Origin of the sequence: Flavobacterium sp. RNTU_13 (genome assembly GCF_046614455.1) — a bacterium.
In the GTDB taxonomy this organism is placed as follows: domain Bacteria; phylum Bacteroidota; class Bacteroidia; order Flavobacteriales; family Flavobacteriaceae; genus Flavobacterium.
This window is the reverse complement of record NZ_JBKJHB010000006.1, coordinates 199805-219681: the sequence shown is the minus strand read 5'-3', so window position 1 is coordinate 219681 and position 19877 is coordinate 199805. Positions and strand designations below refer to the sequence as shown.

The following is a 19877-nucleotide window of genomic DNA, read 5'->3' as shown; positions in this document are numbered from 1 at the left end:
TTTTAAAAAAAATAGGTATCTTTGCGGCATGTTTCAACTGGGTAAAACAATAGTGTCTGAAGACATACTGGAAAAAGAATTTGTGTGCAACCTTACGGCCTGCCACGGCGCCTGCTGTGTAGATGGTGATGCCGGTGCACCTTTAAATGAAGAGGAAACCAAGATACTCGACGAAATTTATGATAAGGTAAAGCCGTTCCTTCGCCCGGAAGGTATTGCTGCCATAGAGGCGCAGGGCAAATGGGTGGTGGGTACCGATGGCGAACTGGAAACCCCGCTTATAGATAATAAAGACTGTGCCTATGTTATTTTTGATGGCAAAACAGCGCTTTGTGGTATAGAGCAGGCATATAACCAGGGCGAGGTTACGTGGAAAAAACCCGTAAGCTGCCACCTGTATCCTATACGTGTAAAAGATTATTCTGAATTTGCAGCGGTAAACTACGACCGCTGGGATATTTGTTCTGATGCCTGTGCTTTGGGTAAAGAACTGGAGGTGCCGGTTTACAAGTTTGTAAAGGAAGCCCTGATCCGCCGTTTTGGTGCCGACTGGTATGCGGAGCTTGAAAAAGTAGCCGAAGACCTTAAAAAAGATGAGCCCCGCGGCAGGAGGTAGCGCCTTTTTGCCGTTTTAAATCCACAATATTTTAGTTTGCAGTAACGTGTATGTTATCACTGGAGGTTAGTGGCCTTTCGGTGTAGTGGTGTACTGCTTTTATATAATCAGATTTCGGTTGGGGCTGGAAAATTTCCAGGTACATTTTAGTCACATAACAAGCATTTATAAAATGCCTCGGAGTTGCCCTGTTTACAGGGGTTAACGCCATTTTTTAAGAATTGTTAAATGTTTGTAAAAATTTGATTTTCAGTATTGTATATTTTTAAAAAATTATTTACGGAAATTTTTTACGTTGTTAAAAACTCGCCCGTTTTGTGGATAACTACCCTTTGGAATTATTAATCTAATTGACAACCTTTGTAGTCAGCGACCGTTAAATATTCATAAAAACCTAACGTTATAAAAGTCAAAATACTATGTCTTTACCCGAGCCAATTTTGCAGGAAAATAAAAACCGCTTTGTGATTTTTCCCATAAAACACCACGACATTTGGGATTGGTACAAAAAAATGGAAGCCAGTTTCTGGACGGCGGAAGAAATAGACCTGCACCAGGATCTTAACGACTGGAATAACAAGCTTACGGAAGACGAAAAGTATTTTATTAAGCACATACTGGCTTTCTTTGCCGCTTCAGACGGTATTGTTAACGAAAACCTGGCCGAAAACTTTGTGAACGAGGTGCAATATCCTGAAGCGAAGTTTTTCTACGGTTTCCAGATTATGATGGAAAACATCCACAGCGAAACCTATTCGCTGCTTATAGATACTTATGTAAAGGACGAAACGGAGAAGGACCAACTGTTCCACGCGCTGGAGGTATTCCCGGCCATTAAAAAGAAGGCAGACTGGGCACTTAAGTGGATATCCAGCGACTCATTTGCCGAAAGGCTTATTGCATTTGCAGCGGTAGAGGGTATTTTCTTTTCGGGTGCATTTTGTTCTATCTTCTGGCTTAAAAAGCGTGGGCTTATGCCGGGGCTTACATTCTCTAACGAGCTTATTAGCCGGGATGAAGGTGTTCACTGTGATTTTGCGGTACACCTGCACAACAATCACCTGGTAAACAAGGTGCCGGCAGAGCGTATTAAAGAGATTATTGTAGACGCCCTAAACATAGAGCGCGAGTTTATTACAGAGTCGCTTCCGGTAAGCCTTATAGGTATGAATGCCGCGCTTATGACACAGTACCTGGAGTTTGTTACAGACAGGCTTTTGGTAGAGCTGGGGTGCGAAAGGGTGTATAACGTAAACAACCCGTTTGACTTTATGGACATGATATCGCTTCAGGGTAAAACTAATTTCTTTGAAAAGCGTGTGTCTGAGTACCAAAAGGCAGGTGTTATGAATAAAGATACAGATGCCCAGAAAATTAGCTTCGACGCTGATTTTTAATAAATAAAATATCATTCGTTCTCCGGCAGATGCTGCAACAGCGGGTTCTGCCGGAGGATTTGTTAACCTAAAAATAGTTGAAGATATGTATGTAGTTAAGAGAGATGGAAGACGCGAGCCGGTGATGTTTGATAAAATTACCGACAGGGTAAGGATACTGTGCTACGGGCTTAATGACCTTGTAGACCCGGTTAAGGTAGCCATGCGCGTTATAGAAGGTTTGTATGATGGTGTAACTACATCTGAACTGGATAACCTTGCTGCCGAAACAGCCGCTTCAATGACTGTTACCCACCCGGATTATGCCCTGCTTGCAGCCCGTATTGCGGTAAGTAACCTGCATAAAAACACTACCAAATCATTCTCTGAAACCATGACAGAGATGTACCAGTACGTAAATCCGCGTACCGGTATGGCATCGCCGCTTATTAGCGATGAGGTGTATGAGGTAATTAAGGAAAATGCCGAAATACTGGACAGTAAAATAATATACAACCGCGATTTTAACTACGACTACTTTGGGTTTAAAACCCTGGAGCGCAGTTACCTGCTGCGTATAAACGGCCGTATAGCCGAACGCCCTCAGCACATGCTTATGCGTGTATCTGTAGGTATCCACCTTAACGATATAGAATCGGCCATAGAAACCTATGAGCTGATGAGTAAAAAATACTTTACCCACGCTACGCCTACGTTGTTTAACTCGGGTACGCCAAAGCCTCAAATGTCGAGCTGTTTCCTGCTTTCTATGAAAGACGACAGTATAGACGGTATTTATGACACGCTTAAAAACACGGCCAAAATATCGCAGTCGGCAGGTGGTATAGGTTTATCTATCCATAACGTAAGGGCTACAGGTTCTTACATTCGTGGCACAAACGGTACCAGTAACGGTATTGTACCTATGCTAAGGGTATATAACGATACTGCCCGCTATGTAGACCAGGGCGGAGGTAAGCGTAAAGGTAGCTTTGCGGTGTACATAGAGCCTTGGCATGCCGATATTTTTGACTTCCTTGACCTGAGGAAAAACCACGGTAAAGAAGAAATGCGTACGCGCGATTTGTTCCTGGCCATGTGGATTCCGGATATGTTTATGAAACGTGTTCAGGAAGACGGCGAGTGGACGCTTATGTGCCCTAACGAGTGCCCTAACCTGTACAATGTGCACAGTGAGGAGTTCGATGCGCTGTACCTTAAATACGAAGCCGAAAACCGCGGACGTAAAACAGTTAAAGCGCGTGAGCTTTGGGAAAAAATCCTTGAATCTCAAATAGAAACCGGATTACCTTACATGCTGTACAAAGATGCGGCTAACCGTAAGAGTAATCAAAAGAACCTGGGTACCATACGCTCGTCTAACCTGTGTACAGAGATTATGGAGTACACCAGCGAAGATGAGGTAGCTGTGTGTAACCTGGCTTCTATATCGCTGCCTATGTTTGTAGAAAACGGCACCTTTAACCACCAGTACCTGTACGACGTTACCAAGCGTATTACGCGTAACCTTAACAGGGTTATAGACCGTAACTACTACCCTATACAGGAGGCATACAACAGTAACATGCGCCACCGTCCGGTAGGTCTTGGTGTGCAGGGCCTTGCCGATGCATTTATAATGCTGCGCATGCCATTTACCAGCGATGAGGCTAAAAAGCTGAACCAGGAAATATTTGAAACCATATACTTTGCCGCCGTTACCGCCAGTAAAGAGCTTGCCCAGGAAGAAGGCCCGTACTCTACATTTGCTGGGTCGCCTATTTCTCAGGGAGAGTTTCAGTACAATATGTGGGGACTACAGGACAGCGACCTAAGCGGCCGCTGGGACTGGGCGTCGCTACGCAAAGAGGTTATGGAGCACGGTGTAAGGAACTCCCTGTTACTGGCCCCAATGCCTACAGCGTCTACCTCTCAGATTTTAGGTAACAACGAAGCATTTGAACCGTATACATCTAACATCTACACGCGCCGTGTGCTTTCGGGTGAGTTTATTGTAGTAAACAAGCACCTTCTTAAAGACCTTGTAGACCTGGGCCTTTGGAACGAAAACCTGAAACAGGAAATCATGAGGGCAAACGGTTCGGTTCAAAACATTGCCATCATCCCTCAGGATATAAAGGACTTGTACAAAACCGTATGGGAAATGAGTATGAAAGACATCATAGACATGAGCCGCCAGCGTGGTTATTTTATAGACCAGAGCCAGTCACTTAACCTGTTTATGGAAGGTGCTACATACGCTAAGCTTACCTCTATGCACTTCTATGCATGGCAAAGTGGCCTAAAAACGGGTATGTATTACCTGCGTACTAAGAGCGCGGTAGATGCTATTAAATTTACCCTGAGCAACGATAAAAAAGAAGAGCCGGTAGCAGAGGCTGTTGCTGCTGCACCACAAGGCGAATCTATGGCGGTTAGCGAGTTCCAGGCTATGCTGCAACGCAGCCGTAATGCCGAACCGGATGACTGCGAAATGTGTGGTTCCTAAATCTATTTACTATAAACTTAATCAGATCAGGGCTTCAATTTTTTTTGAAGCCCTTTTTTGTTGTGTTAAAATTTTTACATTTGTAAAAAAAACCAACCGTATTATGAATAAAGATATACTTCACACGGGCGATGTACAGGTAACCGGATGGCTCCGCTTTGCCAATCTTGTAATAGATGTAATTTGCATCTATGTAATTATTTTTATCATCATTATATCATGTCAATTATTAACGCTCCTTGGTATAATGGGGCCTGCGTTGTGGTTTGAAAATATTTCCGGTGCACAAGACCGCTTATTTACGGTAGCAGTATTCTTTTTGTACTATTTCCTTTTTGAAGCTTTTACGCAGCGCACCATTGGTAAATTTATAACCGGTACCATGGTAGTTAATGCGTCTGGCGAAAAGCCGTCTATGCCGTCGCTTGCAGGGCGTTCTTTATTGCGTTTAATAGGTTTAGACGCGCTTAGCTTTTTAGGTAATAACAGGGGTTGGCATGATTCTGCTCCCGGGGTTTACGTAGTAAAAACAAAGAGGTGGAAAGAGCTTGTTTCTTTAAAGCATTCATTTGACGAGATAGGCGCACCGCAGGAAGGTACCCCAGTTACTGCCGAAGTGTAATTGTTGCTGCCCAAACCACAGCATTCCATATAAAATAGGTATTTTTGCTCCATATATTTTTTACTATATGGAGCAAACTCCTTTTATACTGCCACAAATGCTGGCACCGTTTTATAAACGCCTTCTTAACTGGTTTACGGATTTAGTACTTATCTTCCTGCTTACCGTAGCGCTGGGCTACTTGGGTAACTACCTTGCTGATTCTTATGGCATGGAATACCTGCGCATGGGCGACTTTGTGGTAGAGAATTCTAAAATAAATTTCTTCTATCTCTTTTGTTCCATAATGTTTTACGGCTTGTTTGAAAGCTACCTTCAGCGTACCCCGGGCAAGTTTTTAACCGGCACCAGGGTAATTCGCCTTGATGGCGCCAAACCTACCGAATGGAACATACTGCTGCGTACCCTGCTAAGGTTTATACCGTTTGAGGCACTGTCGTTTATGGGGGCGTTCCCCATAGGTTTTCATGACAGCCTGAGCCGCACACTGGTTATAGATATTTATAAATACGAACGCGAACTACAAAGGCAACGCCACAAACAACAAAAAACCGATATTTAATAAAATAGTTTATGAGTAAAGAAGTAAAGGGCATCTACACAGGTGCCATAGAAAAAGATGAAAACGGCAACTATTTTTGCGGTTCATTTATGCTGGATTATAAGGCTGTAGCTACCGGTGGTTTTAACGTGGGCGATATGATAACCATAAAAACGGTTATAGATAACCCAAGCGATAAAAGCAACGAGCAGTACCCTAAAAAGTCTAAAAACTTTAGCAAGGCAGAGAAGAAGTTTATAAAATAGTATTAAGACGTTTGTATTAAGTATTAAGTTTTGGGGATTCTTACGATATATCTCTTAATGCTTTGTACTTAATACTTAATACCATAAAAAATGATGCACTGGGAACAGCTACTGTCTTTAAAGAAACAGGGCGATACAACCAAAAGGCTGCGTAAGGAACAAGACGAAACCCGATTGGGTTTTGAGGTAGATTACGACCGTATTATATTTTCATCGGCGTTTCGCAGCCTGCAGGATAAAACACAGGTAATACCGCTAAGCAAAACTGATTTTGTGCATACCCGCCTTACACACAGCCTTGAGGTAAGTGTGGTGGGGCGTTCGCTGGGTAGGCTGGTGGGCAAGAGGATTATAGAGAAACATCCGCACCTTGCCGAAGTGCATGGCTACCACATGAATGATTTTGGTGCCATAGTAGCCGCTGCGGCACTGGCGCATGATATAGGTAACCCACCCTTTGGGCACAGTGGCGAAAAAGCCATTGGCGAATATTTTAAAATAGGTAACGGTTATAAATACCGCGCCTACCTTAACGATAAAGAATGGCAGGATCTTATAGATTTTGAAGGTAACGCAAACGGGTTTAGCCTGCTTACAGCTACCCGCCCGGGCATAGAGGGCGGCCTGCGTATATCGTATGCTACGCTGGGCGCGTTTATGAAGTATCCCAAAGAGTCGCTGCCGAAAAAGCCTACTAATGATATAGCCGATAAAAAATACGGGTTCTTCCAGGCCGATAAGCCATTTTTTCAGGATGTGGCGCAAGACCTTGGCCTTATACGAAACAAATCAGGCGACGATGTGGGCTTTGAGCGCCATCCGCTGGCCTACCTGGTAGAAGCTGCCGATGATATCTGCTACACCATAATAGATTTTGAAGACGGTATAAACCTTGGGCTGATTTCTGAAGACTACGCCCTGGAATACCTTATTAAGCTGGTTAAAGACAACGTACAGGTAGAAAAATACAAAAGCCTTACCACTAAGGAAGACCGCATAAGCTACCTGCGTGCACTGGCCATAGGCGCGCTGATAAACGATGCCGTTACCGTGTTTATGGATAATGAGGAGGCTATACTTGCCGGCAAGTTTCCGTATGCGCTGACCGATAAAGGGGCTTACACGGCGCAGATGGCAGATATTATAAAGCTGAGCGTAAAAAACATTTACCAAAGCCGTGAGGTGGTAGAAAAGGAAGTAATGGGCTACCGTATTATAAATACCCTTCTCGATGCTTTTTGTTCTGCTTATAACAATAAGTTTGAAGGCCGTGAAAGCAATTACGACAAGCTGATATTAAAACTACTGCCCGAAAAATTTGTTACCGAAAAAATGACCGTATACGAACGCCTGCTGCATATATGCCATTTTGTAAGTACCCTTACAGATGGTAATGCCGTACTGTTGTATAACACCATTACCGGGAGTAGGTGATTTCAGATTTTTGAATTCAGATTTCAGATTGAACTACACCAAAACATAAAAACAGACGCCATAAGAAAGTAAACTTATGGCGTCTGTTTTTTTGGCTAAGAATATCATATCTTTTTCAACTATAATCAAACCACGAGTGTAGTTCAATCTGAAATCTGAATTCAAAAATCTGAAATTAAAAAGTATAGCTTAAGCCTACGCCCAGCATTTGTTTCAGCTGCATTTTAGGGCCTACAGTAACCACCTGGCCGTCGCGCTCTTCGGTGGCTTTAATGTCGTCGTCGTAAATAACGTTAGCGCCTATGTTAGCCTTTACGTATTGGTTTACGGTCATATCTATATTAAACTGCCAGTTAACGTCTACATTGCCAAAGCTGTTAAGGTAGTCGGTATACAGCGTAAGGCGGTTATCCAGCATTATGTTTTTAAAAATCTGTCGTTTAAGCTGGTTGGTAAACAGTATACCCAGCTCTGTACGCGATTTTTTACCGCGTACTATTATATTTCCATCGGCATCCCGAACGGCTTTTTCTACCCCAAATGCGCCGTTATCGGCAAGGTATTGGTTAAGTACCAGTGTGGTTTTATCGGTAAGCGGAGAAAAATACGCATTAAAACCCCAGTCTTTGCGCACATATTCAGAACCTATACCCAGGAAAATATACGCCGGGGCAAACGGTGCCGAAATCACGTGCTCTTTGTTAGGGTAGTTGTACCCGTTAGCAAACTGCGTGTTGAAGTTGAACTTGGCACTATAGTAAAAGTTAGAAATCGTGTCGTGCTTGTACCCAAAAGTGGAGTTAAACTGAAACTGGTCATCGGTTTTGCGGGGTACCTGCCCCTGCTGGGAGTTGTGCCCGTAACGCACTATAAGTTCGTTTAGCCAGTTTACATTTTTTTTAGTGTACTTACGTGTAAAGTTACCCTTACCCAGCAGCGTAACCGAATTGTTACCACCCACACTCCAGTTTACAAAGGCTATTTCATTAATATCAAGCCCTACACTATTGGTTTGCTCCCAATGCGAAATGCTGTCGGGTAGCGTGGTGGTAATCAGGGCCTGGGCGAAACTTTTTGGGAGGAAGGCAATAAACAGCAATGCTGAAAGGCAGGCTTTTATCTTCATTGTATTTTAATTGTGTTTTATGGTTGCAATTTCTTGCAAAAATCATGCAAAAATTGTCAATCTTGTTCTAAACTAAAAACATCTGTTAAACTTTTAACGCTGATTCCGCACAAATGTTGCAGTTCTTCTACTGACCCGTGCTCAATAAACGCATCGCTTACGCCTAAGTTTTTGATTTTCAGTGCGTAGTTGTGGGTGGTGGCAAATGTGTTAATGTTTGTGCCGAATCCGCCTGTAACAACTCCGTCTTCAATTGTTATAATTTTTTCGTGGGTAGAAAACACCTCATGCAGTGCAGCCTCATCAAGTGGCTTTATAAACCCGAAATGCCAGTGCGAAAACAGGTTTTCGTTCGGCAAACCTTTTAGTGCTTTGGTTACGTTGTTGCCTATAGTGCCGGTACTCAGCACGGCAATTTTACTGCCTTGTTTTAGTTGTTTGGCTTTGCCAATGGCTATTGGGGCAAATGGCAGTTGCCAGTTAGTGCCTTCGCCACGCCCTCGCGGATAACGTAGGGCTATAGGGTGCGGCAGTCCAAGCTGTGCTGTGTAGAGTATGTTGCGCAACTCGGTTTCGTTTAGCGGCGCAAAAATGATAAGGTTAGGTATGCAATTAAGGTACGCTATATCAAACACGCCGTGGTGTGTAGCTCCGTCTTCGCCTACTAATCCCGCCCTGTCCAGGCAAAAAATTACCGGCAGGTTTTGTAGGGCTACATCGTGTATTACCTGGTCGTAAGCGCGTTGTAAAAATGTAGAGTAAATGTTGCAGTACGCCACTATGCCCTGTGTAGCCATACCGGCGGCAAGGGTTACGGCGTGCTGCTCTGCTATGCCTACATCTATAGCCCTTTCTGGGAACGCTTCCATCATAAACTTCATGGAGCTGCCCGATGGCATGGCAGGGGTAATGCCTATAATTTTATTGTTTTGTGCCGCAAGCTCGGTAAGTGTTAGCCCAAATACATCCTGGTATTTTGGCGGCAGATGGTCTTCGGCTACAGCCAAAACCTCTCCGGTAAGCTTGTCAAATTTACCCGGAGCATGGTAGCGTACCTGGTCTTCTTCGGCTTGTTTTAATCCTTTGCCTTTAGTGGTGGTAATGTGGAGGAACTTTGGCCCGTTTATGGTTTTAAGGCGTTGCAGCTCGCGGATAAGCGCTGCAAAATCATGCCCGTCAATTGGCCCGGTATAATCAAAGTTAAGCGAACTTATCATGTTATTCTGGCTAGGGTTACGGCCTTCCTTTACCTGGGTAAGGTAGTGCTTTAGTGCGCCCACACTGGGGTCTATGCCTATGGCGTTATCGTTAAGTATAACCAGCAGGTTAGCATCAGTAACCCCGGCATGATTAAGCCCTTCAAACGCCATACCCGATGCTATGCTGGCATCCCCTATAACCGCTATGTGGTTTTTGGTAACATCGCCCTGCAATTTAGAAGCTATAGCCATACCCAACGCCGCCGAAATAGAAGTGCTGCTGTGCCCGGTGCCAAAGGTATCGTATATGCTTTCATCACGTTTTGGGAAACCGCTAATGCCACCCAGCCTGCGGTTGGTTTCAAAAGCATCCCTGCGGCCGGTAAGTATTTTGTGTCCGTATGCCTGGTGGCCCACATCCCACACAAGCAGGTCGTTTGGGGTGTTAAACACATAGTGCAGCGCTATGGTAAGCTCTACCACGCCCAGGCTGGCCCCCAGGTGACCACCCTTAGCCGATACTACATCTATGATAAACGCACGCAGTTCGGCTGCCAGTTGTGGCAACTGTTCCGGGCTGAGTTTCCTGAGGTCGGCAGGAGAATTAATGGTGCTTAGTAGCGTGCTTTGCATGGTGCAAAGTTACAATATTTTGTAAGTGCTTTTAAGGCTTGTGTACAACAATGGTATCGCCCTGTACGGGAGGTGCTTTTACTGATGGATTTTGAACGACTTCGCCCATCAATGCAGGAAATTCCTTAGGCTCTTCTGTTTTAGCTATTTTTTTATGGACAATAGCTTTAGGCTTAACCTCCTCTATTACGTTAGTATCTAGGCTAACTGCAGATATCCCAGTAGTGCGCGAAACCGCAGCTGTGGTATCTACAGGTGTTTCAGTAGCCATTGCTGGCTCTACTTTAGTATTGTTACAGCTAAACAGGGTACTACCCATACACACCAAAAGTGCTACAATAAACATTTGCCTGAAACCCATAGGGCGGCTGGCTATACGGTTTACCAATGCTTCGGGTAAAAGTGGTTTCGTTGGCTGTGCCAACTGGTCGTTTCTAAAACGCCCACATATTTTTTGCCCATCATGCTCATTAAAAAAATGACGTATTTCAGCAGGAGCCATTTCTGTAAAATCTACAACGGTTTTTTGGCACATGCCGCAAAAGCGTCCTTTTTCTTCGGGGGTCATGCCTTCCCAGTTTTCGTGGCAGGGTTTTGGTATGGAGATCTTCATGAGGTTAGTTTTAACAATATAACGCACAATCTGGCAGGTTTATTTTAAGAATATGCTTTTTAGCAACATATACCCATAAGGTGTATTTTTGCAGTATGGAAAACATCTTTACCCACGAGTATTTTATGAAAAAGGCCTATCAGGAAGCACTTATAGCTTTTGATAAAGGCGAAATACCCGTAGGGGCAGTGGTAGTGGCAAACAATACCATCCTTGCTAAAACCCATAACCTTACCGAACTCCTTACCGATGTTACCGCCCATGCCGAAATGCAGGCCATTACCGCAGCGGCGGGTTCGCTTGGTGGTAAATACCTTACGGGCTGTACCATTTACATAACGTTAGAGCCTTGCCAAATGTGTGCCGGCGCGCTGTACTGGAGCCAGATAAGCCGTGTAGTATACGGCGCCCACGACACCCACCGCGGCTATACCGCTATGGGTGGTAAATTCCACCCTAAAACCGAGGTAATTACCGGTATTATGGAAGAAGAATGCAGCGCACTTATGAAGGATTTTTTTAAACGCAGGCGTTAGCCGGGTTTCTGTTTTCCTGTAAATTATTTAAGGCATTTTATAGTAAAAATAAAGGGCTTAAAATCATTGAAAAACAATATTTTACAACCGCTTGTTTTTGAATAAAAAAAATTACTACTTTCACACAATATTTAGCGCGTATACGCTGTTATACCAAAAAAAACGAGGGTTGCATAACCACAAGGTTCACAAAGGTTTTTATTAAGTTCACAAGGTTGTTCTGTATTGCTTTTGCGGGCCGCACCCTCTAAGGTTTATACCACCCAATTTTGTTCCCTTCCTTAAAAAATCCCCGTGCACTAAAGTGTTAAACAATCTTCCGGGAACCAAAATTTAACTAACTTAAACCTTATTATTAAAACCGGCCTTTTATGAAAACGCTGAAACTGGTGTGCTGCTTTGCGGCCATCGCATGGTTCTTTACTGCCTGTACTAAAAAAACGGGCGCAGAGCACGACTCTGATTTTTCACAATTCCGTGAGTACATTACTAACTTTTCTTCGGGGGTGGTTTCCACCAAAGCAGACATCCTGGTGGGGCTTGCGTTTGCCAAAAGCGAATGGCAGGAAAACCAGGAACTAAGCAGCAGTTATTTTACCGTATCGCCCTCGGCGGAAGGTAAGGTGCTGCTCTTGCAAAACAATACCCTGGCATTTCGCCCTACAAAAAGGCTGGCGCAGGATACCGACTATTTTGTAACGCTGCACCTGTCTAAGTTTACCAAAGTGCCCGACAGCCTGGCCGATTTTAAATTTCACGTAAAAACCCTGAAACAGGATTTTACCGTAACGCCAAACGACCTGCAAAGCTACAACCGCGACAGGCAGTTTTTAAACCTCACCCTTAAATCTGCAGATAACCTGGATAAGGCCACAGCGGCAAAACTGGTTACCGCAACACAGGGTGGAAAAGCACTGCCCGTAAAGCTGGTAGGCGAGGTAGCCGGAGGAACCGAGTTTAACCTGGTTATAGATAATATTACGCGCCCGGTTCAGGATAGCGATATAACCATTAAATGGAACGGCAAGCCCTACGATATAGAAACCGAAGGCAGTATGGAATATACCATACCCGGGAAAGATAATTTTAAGGTAATAAGCATGCAGGCGGTAGAGGGCGATAACCAAACGTTGCTGATTAACTTCTCTGACCCACTGCGCCGTGACCAGGATTTTAGTGGCCTTGTAGCGGTACAAACCGTTAACAACCCTACGTTTTCTACCGAAGGTAACCTGCTAAAGGTATACTTTGCCGAACCGCTAAACGGCGCGTTTAAAGTAGAGGTGTTTCCGGGGATAGAGAGTACCGAGGGCTATAAAACCAAGGTACCGTTTAGCCAGGGTATTATTTTTGAACAATTAATGCCACAGGTGCGTTTTGCCAAAAACGGTACCATACTGCCGGCAAGCAGTAACCTGAAACTGAATTTTGAGGCGGTTAACCTTAGTGCGGTAGACGTGCGGGTGTACCGTATTTTTGAAAGTAACGTAATGCAGTTCCTGCAACAAAATAACCTTAACGAAGGCGGGTATAGCCTGCGCGATGTGGCGCTGCCTGTAGCAAAGACCAAGCTTACCCTAAACACAAATAAGCTGCTTAACTACGGCAAGTGGAATGCCTATGCGCTGGATTTATCTAAACTTATAAAACCGGAGCCCGGGGCAATTTACCATATAAAGATGTCGATGCGAAAATCGTATTCGCTTTATAAGTGCGAGGGTACCGAAGGTGTAGCGTCTAACGAGCCTGCCGAAGAGGATGAGGCAGAGCAGGATGATTTTACCGAATTTGAAGACAACGACTACTACCACGAGGATTATGACTGGGACCAGCGCGAAAACCCGTGCAGCAGCTCGTACTACTACGACCGCGAAATTGAAACCAACGTGCTGGCAAGCGATCTGGGTGTTATTGCCAAAAAAGGAGAAAATAACAGTTTCTTTTTTGCCGTAACCAGTATTACTTCTACAAAAACCATAAGTGGTGCCAGCGTGGCGTTGTACAACTACCAGCAGCAAAAAGTGGCTTCGGGGCAAACCGGTGCCGATGGTACCCTAATGCTGGAGAGCAACAAAAAGCCCTATTTTGCCATCATTAAAAAAGATAAGAATACTACTTACATAAAGCTTGAGGAAGGGTATGCGCTATCGGTAAGTAATTTCCCGGTAGATGGTACCGAGCTTCAAAAAGGGCTTAAAGGTTTTATATATGGTGAGCGCGGTGTATGGCGCCCCGGCGACACCCTGTACCTGAGCTTTATACTAAACGACAAGGAAAGCAAGCTGCCGGCTACACATCCGGTAAAATTACGCCTTACAGATCCTAACGGTAAGCTGATGCACCAGGCGGTACAGGCACGCAATGCACTAAACCACTATGTGTTTGTAGTGCCTACGCAAAGCGGTGCGCCTACCGGAAGTTGGGAAGCCATGGTGTCTGTAGGCGGGGCGCATTTTTATAAAGCCGTTAAAATAGAAACCATAAAGCCAAACAGGCTCAAAATAAAAAACAGTTTTGATGGTAAAACGCTTTTTGCCAACAAGCAAAACAACGGTACGCTAAACGTGGCGTGGCTGCATGGCGCCGTAGCCAAAGGGCTTAAGGTAGAAATGCAGGCCAAGTTTATGAAACAGGTTACGGCCTTTAAAAACTACACAAACTACTCCTTTGATGATCCTGCACAGCCGTTTAGCACAGAGGAGGTAAACATATTTTCGGGTAAGGTAGATGATAATGGTTTTGCTGCGGTAAGCGTAGAGCCAAGGCTACAGGTACGCGCACCGGGCTTGCTTAAAGCGGCCATTATTACCAAAGCCTATGAAAAAGGCGGCGATGTAAGTACTGATGTGGTTTCGGCTACCTATTCGCCTTACGATACGTATGTGGGTGTGCGTATGCCGAAGGGCAATAAATACGGTATGCTGGAAACCGGTACAAGTAACCGTTTTGAGGTGGCTACCGTAGATGCAAACGGTAAGCCGCGCGCCAGCCGGAAACTGGATGTAAAAGTGTATAAAACCGAGTGGCGCTGGTGGTGGGATTCGGCTAACAGCGATGTGTCTACCTACAGCAGTGCCGTTAGTAATACGCCGGTGTTTAGCCAAATAATTACTTCAGATGCTTCGGGTAAAGGAAGTTTTTATTTTAAAACCGATAGCGAGGCCTGGGGTAACTATCTTATCCGTGTAACCGATTTAGAAGGCGGGCACTCGGCGGGGGGCAGTGTGCTTATAGACTATCCGTACTGGAGCGGCCGCAGCCGTGCCACAACCGGCGAGGAAGCAGCCATGCTTATGTTTACAACAGATAAGGAGAAATATGCAGTGGGCGAAACCGCTACCATATCTATCCCATCAAGCGAGGGTGGCCGCGCGTTGATTTCGCTTGAAAACGGCAGTAAGGTGGTTAAAACTTATTGGGCGGAGACCCAAAAAGGTGAAACCCAGGTTAAGGTGCCTATAACCGCCGCGCTTACGCCAAACGTGTACGTCAACGTAACCCTGCTACAACCGCATGCCAATACTAAAAACGATGCGCCTATTCGCCTGTATGGTATAGTGCCAATAGAAATTGTAGATAAAACTACCGTGCTTGAGCCGCAGATAAGTATGGCCGACGTACTGCGACCGGAACAAAAAACTACCGTTAAGGTAAGCGAAAAGCATGGGCATGCCATGACGTATACCATAGCGGTGGTAGATGATGGCTTGCTGGATTTAACCCGTTTTAAAACCCCGGATGCCTGGAAAGCGTTTTATGCCAAGGAAGCATTGGGCGTAAAAACCTGGGATGTGTACGACCAGGTAATAGGTGCGTATGGCGGTAAGGTAAACCAGATATTCAGCATAGGTGGCGATGAAGATATGGGCGGAGGCAAGGCCAAGAAAGCTAACCGATTTAAACCGGTGGTGCTGTTTTTTGGGCCGTTTAAATTAGAAAAAGGCCAGTCCCGTACTCATACCATACAACTGCCTAATTATGTCGGTTCGGTGCGTACTATGGTGGTAGCTGCAGATGATAAAACCAGTGCATACGGCAGTGTAGAAAAAACCACCCCGGTACGCAGCCCGCTTATGTTGCTGGCATCGCTGCCACGCAAAGTAACGCCGGGTGAAAAAGTAACCCTGCCGGTTACCATATTTGCCATGGAAGATAAAATAAAGAATGTTACGCTTCAGGTGAAAACCAATGCCGGACTTAAGGTTGTGGGTAGTGCTACACAGCAGGTAAGCTTTAGTAAACCAGATGAAAAAGTAGCGTATTTTGACCTTGAGGTTCCAAATACCCTGGGTATAGGTAAGGTGACCATTACCGCCGCAAGCGGTAGCGAGCGCACGCGCTATGATGTAGAGCTCGATGTGGTAAATCCTAACCCGGTTACTACCAGCTTTAAGGAACTGGTGCTTAAACCAGGCGCTTCGGCAAGTATCGACTGGAAACCTTTTGGTGTGCCCGGCAGCAACAAGGCAAGGCTTGAGGTGTCGTCGTTCCCGAGCATCGACTTTAACCGTAGGCTGGATTACCTTATACAATACCCGCACGGCTGTGTGGAGCAAACTACGTCGTCGGTATTCCCGCAGTTGTACCTTGCCGATATTGCCGACATCGACCAAAATCGTAAAAACAAAATACAGGGTAACGTTACGGCGGCCATACGCAGGTTGCAGGGCTTTCAAACGGGTAACGGCGGTTTTGCCTACTGGTCGGGTCAGCCTGAACCTGATGAATGGGGCAGCAGCTATGCGGGGCATTTCCTTGTAGAGGCCGAGAAGAAAGGCTACGTGTTACCGCTTAACATGAAGAAAGACTGGCTGCGCTACCAAAGAAACATGGCGCGCGACTGGCGTTTTTCGGCAGGATATCATAACGATTTGGCTCAGGCCTATAGGTTGTATACATTGGCATTAGCCGGTCAGCCCGACCTAAGTGCGATGAACAGGCTACGCGAAACCGGCGGAATAAGCAACGAAGCAAAACTTCGCCTTGCTGCCACGTATGCGCTTGCCGGGCAAAAAGGTGTGGGGCAACAGCTATTGGCACAAAGCGTGCTTGATGAAACCAATGAGTATACCTATTATTACTATGGTTCGCCGGAACGTAACCGCGCTATGGCACTGGAAACCCTGATTATTTTGGGCGAAAAAGAACGTGCGTTTACCCTGGCTACCAAGCTTGCCAAACAAATGAGCAGTAACCAGTGGATGAGTACCCAGACTACAGCGTACTGCCTGTACAGCATGAGTAAGTTTGCACAGAATAACGGGCCTAAGGGCATAGACATAAGTTACACCGCTAACGGGAAGGCAGCAGATGTAAAAACAGCCAAAACCTTTGCCGACCGCGTGCTGAATGTAGCAGCAAACAACAAGGTAACCTTACGCAATAACAAGCAGAGTACCCTGTATGTAAAAGTGGTGTACAGTGGTGTGCTTCCGGTAGGGCAGGAGCAAACCGAACAACGCGGGCTGAGTACAGGTATAGTGTTTAAAGACCGTGCCGGTAAGGTTATTAACCCTTCGGCATTAGCGCAGGGAACCGAGTTTGTGGCTGAGGTAACGGTTGCTAACCGTGGCGGCGAAAGGGTAGAAAACATTGCACTGACGCAAATTATACCAAGCGGTTGGGAAATTGTAAATACAAGGTTTACAGATTTTGGCAGCTTTGCCGAGAATAAAGCAGACTACACTGATATACGCGATGACCGTACCAACTTCTACTTTAGCCTTAAAGCACAGGAAGGCCGTACATTTAGGATATTGCTTAATGCCAGTTATGCCGGTACGTATTACCTGCCGGGCGTTCAGGCGGAAGCCATGTACGATAATAATTACGTGGCGAGGACAAAAGGGCAGTGGGTTAAGGTGGTAAAGTAATTAATAGTATAGCTTTGGAGGGGCGGTATAGCTATGTCGCCCAAAATGCCATGTTTATACGGATTTGAAAAACAAGGATTGCACAATCCAATGAGTATTAAAGAGAAAGCAAAAAAGGGTTTCCGTGCCATTTGGCATTGGATAAAAACCAACAAAATAAAGTCGGGTATTTTTACCGTACTACTGGTGGGCTACTATTTTTGCCTCCCGAAAACGCTGTTTAACGCTCCTTACAGTACCGTTATAGAAAGCGATAAAGGGGAACTGCTTGGTGCGCGTATTGCTGCCGATGGGCAGTGGCGTTTTCCGGCGCAGGATAGCGTTCCGTATAAATTCAGGCAATGCATAGTGTATTTTGAAGACCAGCATTTTTACCACCACCCGGGGTTTAACCCTGCAGCCATTGTCAAGGCCATGAAACAAAACCATGACGCCGGGCGTGTGGTGCGTGGGGGCAGTACACTTACCCAGCAGGTTATCCGCCTGAGCAGGGAACACCAAAAGCGCAGTTATTTTGAAAAGTTTATCGAAATCATCCTTGCCACCCGGCTGGAACTTCGGTACAGTAAAAACGAAATACTGGGGCTTTATGCGGCACATGCGCCTTACGGAGGTAACGTAGTGGGATTGCAAATGGCTTCCTGGCGGTACTTTGGCGTACAGCCCCACCAGCTTTCGTGGGCCGAAACCGCTACACTTGCGGTTTTGCCGAATGCCCCAAGCCTTATTTTTCCTGGTAAAAACCAGCAACTGCTGCGCGCCAAGCGCGACCGCCTGCTTAAAAAACTGTACAACGAAAAAGTAATAGATAAGACTACTTACGAACTTTCGCTTCAGGAGGATTTGCCCCAAAAGCCGTTTGATTTACCACAGGTGGCACCGCATTTATTGCAGCGGGTGGCTAAAAAGCAAAACGGGCAGCGTGTACGTACTACAGTAAAGGCCGCGTTACAAAACAGGGTGAACCAAATTGCAGCGCGCTACTACCAGGAATACCGGCAAACCGAGGTGCATAACCTCGCCATTTTAGTGGTTGATGTAAAAACCCGTAATGTAATAGCGTATGTGGGTAATGCACCAACGGATAAAAACCACCAGAAAGATGTAGATATTATATCGGCTCCCCGCAGTACAGGCAGTATTTTAAAGCCGCTGTTGTTTGAGTCGATGCTCGATGCAGGCGAACTTTTACCCAATACGCTCGTAGCCGATGTACCTACACAAATAGCAGGTTACAGCCCTAAGAATTATGAAATGACTTACGATGGCGCCGTGCCTGCACAGCGTGCCTTATCGCGGTCGCTTAATATACCGGCGGTGCTTATGCTTAAGGAGTATGGCGTATACCGGTTTTACGACCGTTTACAGCATTTTAAGCTGAGCAATATTAATAAGTCGCCTAACCATTATGGATTGTCGCTTATACTGGGCGGTGCAGAGAGTAACCTGTGGGATTTGTGCCGCACCTATGCCGGGTTTACGTCTACATTAAATTATTTTACTGCCACACAGGCCAAATACCGCACCAATGAGTTTGCCGACCTGAATTACGACAATACCGTTACCCGAAGTTTTGGCAAAGAAACCTACCAGAAGCAGCATGCCGGGGCAGGGGCTATATGGTGTACCTACAACGCCATGAAGGAAGTAAACCGCCCCGAAGGCGATGAGGCATGGAAGTTTTACGATTCGTCTTTAGAAATTGCATGGAAAACAGGTACCAGTTTTGGCGGTCGCGACGGCTGGGCTATAGGTACTAACAGTCGCTATGTGGTGGGGGTTTGGGTAGGTAATGCCTCGGGTGAGGGGCGCCCTACACTTACCGGGGTGGGTAGTGCCGCTCCCATTTTGTTTGATGTGTTTAACCTGTTGCCAAGGCAAAAATGGTTTGCACCCCCGTACAACGACCTTCAGGAAGTTGAGGTGTGTGCCGTAAGCGGGCATCTTGCTGGGGAGCATTGCCCGGTGTCTAAACAGTGGATTCCGCTAAACGGTAGTAAAACCAAACCCTGCCCATACCATAAATCCGTACAGCTGGACCCAACAGGGCAATACCGTGTAAACAGCAGTTGCGAAAGCATAGACAATATGATAACTAAAACCTGGTTTGTACTGCCACCGGTTATGGAGTGGTACTACAAAAACCTACACATGGATTACCGCCCGTTACCCCCGTATAAGCCGGGTTGCGAAGGCGGTACAGGTAGCTATGTGGATTTTATTTACCCGAAAGAAAACGGAAAGGTGTACCTTACACGTAATTTTGCCGGGGAGGTGCAACCTGTGATTTTTAAAGCCGCGCATACTAACCCGAAAGCAAAGCTGTTTTGGTACCTGGGTAACAACTACCTGGGCGAAACCCAAACGTTTCATGAAATGCAGGTACGTGCCGGTACCGGGAATTACTACCTCACGGTAACTGATGAACAGGGTAACGAAGCAAAGCGATCGATAAAGATTGAAGCGCCGGAATAATATTATTTTTGAATTTTTGCCACCCCGCCCTACGGGCACCCCTCGGAAGGAGGGGAAT

General features: G+C 45.7%; 14 protein-coding genes. 10 read left to right on the top strand and 4 right to left on the bottom strand.

Going from position 1 to position 19877, the window contains the following annotated elements:
- Positions 1-28 precede the first annotated feature (28 nt).
- Positions 29-616 (top strand): DUF3109 family protein, encoded by a 588-nt coding sequence (locus ACLI08_RS14145; RefSeq protein WP_411429154.1) that lies wholly within the window; start codon positions 29-31, stop codon positions 614-616.
- Positions 617-647: 31 nt separating this feature from the next.
- On the opposite strand, the gene ACLI08_RS14140 is transcribed toward ACLI08_RS14145, so the two are convergent.
- Positions 648-827 (bottom strand): hypothetical protein, encoded by a 180-nt coding sequence (locus ACLI08_RS14140; RefSeq protein ID WP_411429153.1) that lies wholly within the window; start codon positions 825-827, stop codon positions 648-650.
- 208 nt (positions 828-1035) lie between these two features.
- Here ACLI08_RS14140 and ACLI08_RS14135 point away from each other — a divergent pair, with 208 nt between their 5' ends.
- The 6 genes from ACLI08_RS14135 to ACLI08_RS14110 all read left to right on the top strand — a co-directional run bounded on the left by ACLI08_RS14135 (position 1036) and on the right by ACLI08_RS14110 (position 7364).
- Positions 1036-2013, top strand: coding sequence for a ribonucleotide-diphosphate reductase subunit beta (locus ACLI08_RS14135; protein ID WP_411429152.1), 978 nt, complete (start codon positions 1036-1038; stop codon positions 2011-2013).
- Positions 2014-2098: 85 nt separating this feature from the next.
- Complete coding sequence (locus ACLI08_RS14130; protein ID WP_411429151.1) at positions 2099-4501, top strand: ribonucleoside-diphosphate reductase subunit alpha; 2403 nt, start codon at positions 2099-2101, stop codon at positions 4499-4501.
- A 103-nt stretch (positions 4502-4604) separates the two neighbouring features.
- Positions 4605-5123 carry an RDD family protein gene (locus ACLI08_RS14125; protein WP_411429150.1) on the top strand — a complete coding sequence of 173 codons (519 nt, stop codon included), beginning with the start codon at positions 4605-4607 and terminating at the stop codon, positions 5121-5123.
- Between the two features lie 67 nt (positions 5124-5190).
- A complete protein-coding gene (locus ACLI08_RS14120; RefSeq protein WP_411429149.1) occupies positions 5191-5685 on the top strand; it encodes an RDD family protein in 495 nt (164 codons plus the stop codon).
- A gap of 11 nt (positions 5686-5696) precedes the next feature.
- Complete coding sequence (locus tag ACLI08_RS14115; protein ID WP_411429148.1) at positions 5697-5930, top strand: hypothetical protein; 234 nt, start codon at positions 5697-5699, stop codon at positions 5928-5930.
- A 93-nt stretch (positions 5931-6023) separates the two neighbouring features.
- Positions 6024-7364, top strand: a complete 1341-nt coding sequence (locus ACLI08_RS14110; protein WP_411429203.1) for a deoxyguanosinetriphosphate triphosphohydrolase — start codon at positions 6024-6026, stop codon at positions 7362-7364.
- 175 nt (positions 7365-7539) lie between these two features.
- Here ACLI08_RS14110 and ACLI08_RS14105 read toward each other — a convergent pair whose 3' ends face one another.
- Genes ACLI08_RS14105 through ACLI08_RS14095 form a run of 3 tightly spaced genes read right to left on the bottom strand, consistent with a single transcriptional unit; the run spans position 7540 to position 10935 of the window.
- Positions 7540-8490 carry a DUF3078 domain-containing protein gene (locus ACLI08_RS14105; protein WP_411429147.1) on the bottom strand — a complete coding sequence of 317 codons (951 nt, stop codon included), beginning with the start codon at positions 8488-8490 and terminating at the stop codon, positions 7540-7542.
- A gap of 56 nt (positions 8491-8546) precedes the next feature.
- A complete protein-coding gene (locus ACLI08_RS14100; protein WP_411429146.1) occupies positions 8547-10322 on the bottom strand; it encodes a 1-deoxy-D-xylulose-5-phosphate synthase in 1776 nt (591 codons plus the stop codon).
- Positions 10323-10353: 31 nt separating this feature from the next.
- Positions 10354-10935, bottom strand: a complete 582-nt coding sequence (locus ACLI08_RS14095) for a hypothetical protein (RefSeq protein WP_411429145.1) — start codon at positions 10933-10935, stop codon at positions 10354-10356.
- 95 nt (positions 10936-11030) lie between these two features.
- On the opposite strand from ACLI08_RS14095, the gene ACLI08_RS14090 reads away from it, so the two are divergent.
- The 3 genes from ACLI08_RS14090 to pbpC all read left to right on the top strand — a co-directional run bounded on the left by ACLI08_RS14090 (position 11031) and on the right by pbpC (position 19819).
- The gene (locus tag ACLI08_RS14090; RefSeq protein ID WP_411429144.1) at positions 11031-11471 is read left to right on the top strand and encodes a nucleoside deaminase; all 441 of its coding nucleotides are present in this window, start codon (positions 11031-11033) and stop codon (positions 11469-11471) included.
- A gap of 371 nt (positions 11472-11842) precedes the next feature.
- The gene (locus tag ACLI08_RS14085) at positions 11843-17344 is read left to right on the top strand and encodes an alpha-2-macroglobulin family protein (RefSeq protein WP_411429143.1); all 5502 of its coding nucleotides are present in this window, start codon (positions 11843-11845) and stop codon (positions 17342-17344) included.
- A 90-nt stretch (positions 17345-17434) separates the two neighbouring features.
- Positions 17435-19819 carry a penicillin-binding protein 1C gene (gene pbpC / locus ACLI08_RS14080; protein ID WP_411429142.1) on the top strand — a complete coding sequence of 795 codons (2385 nt, stop codon included), beginning with the start codon at positions 17435-17437 and terminating at the stop codon, positions 19817-19819.
- Positions 19820-19877: the final 58 nt, after the last annotated feature.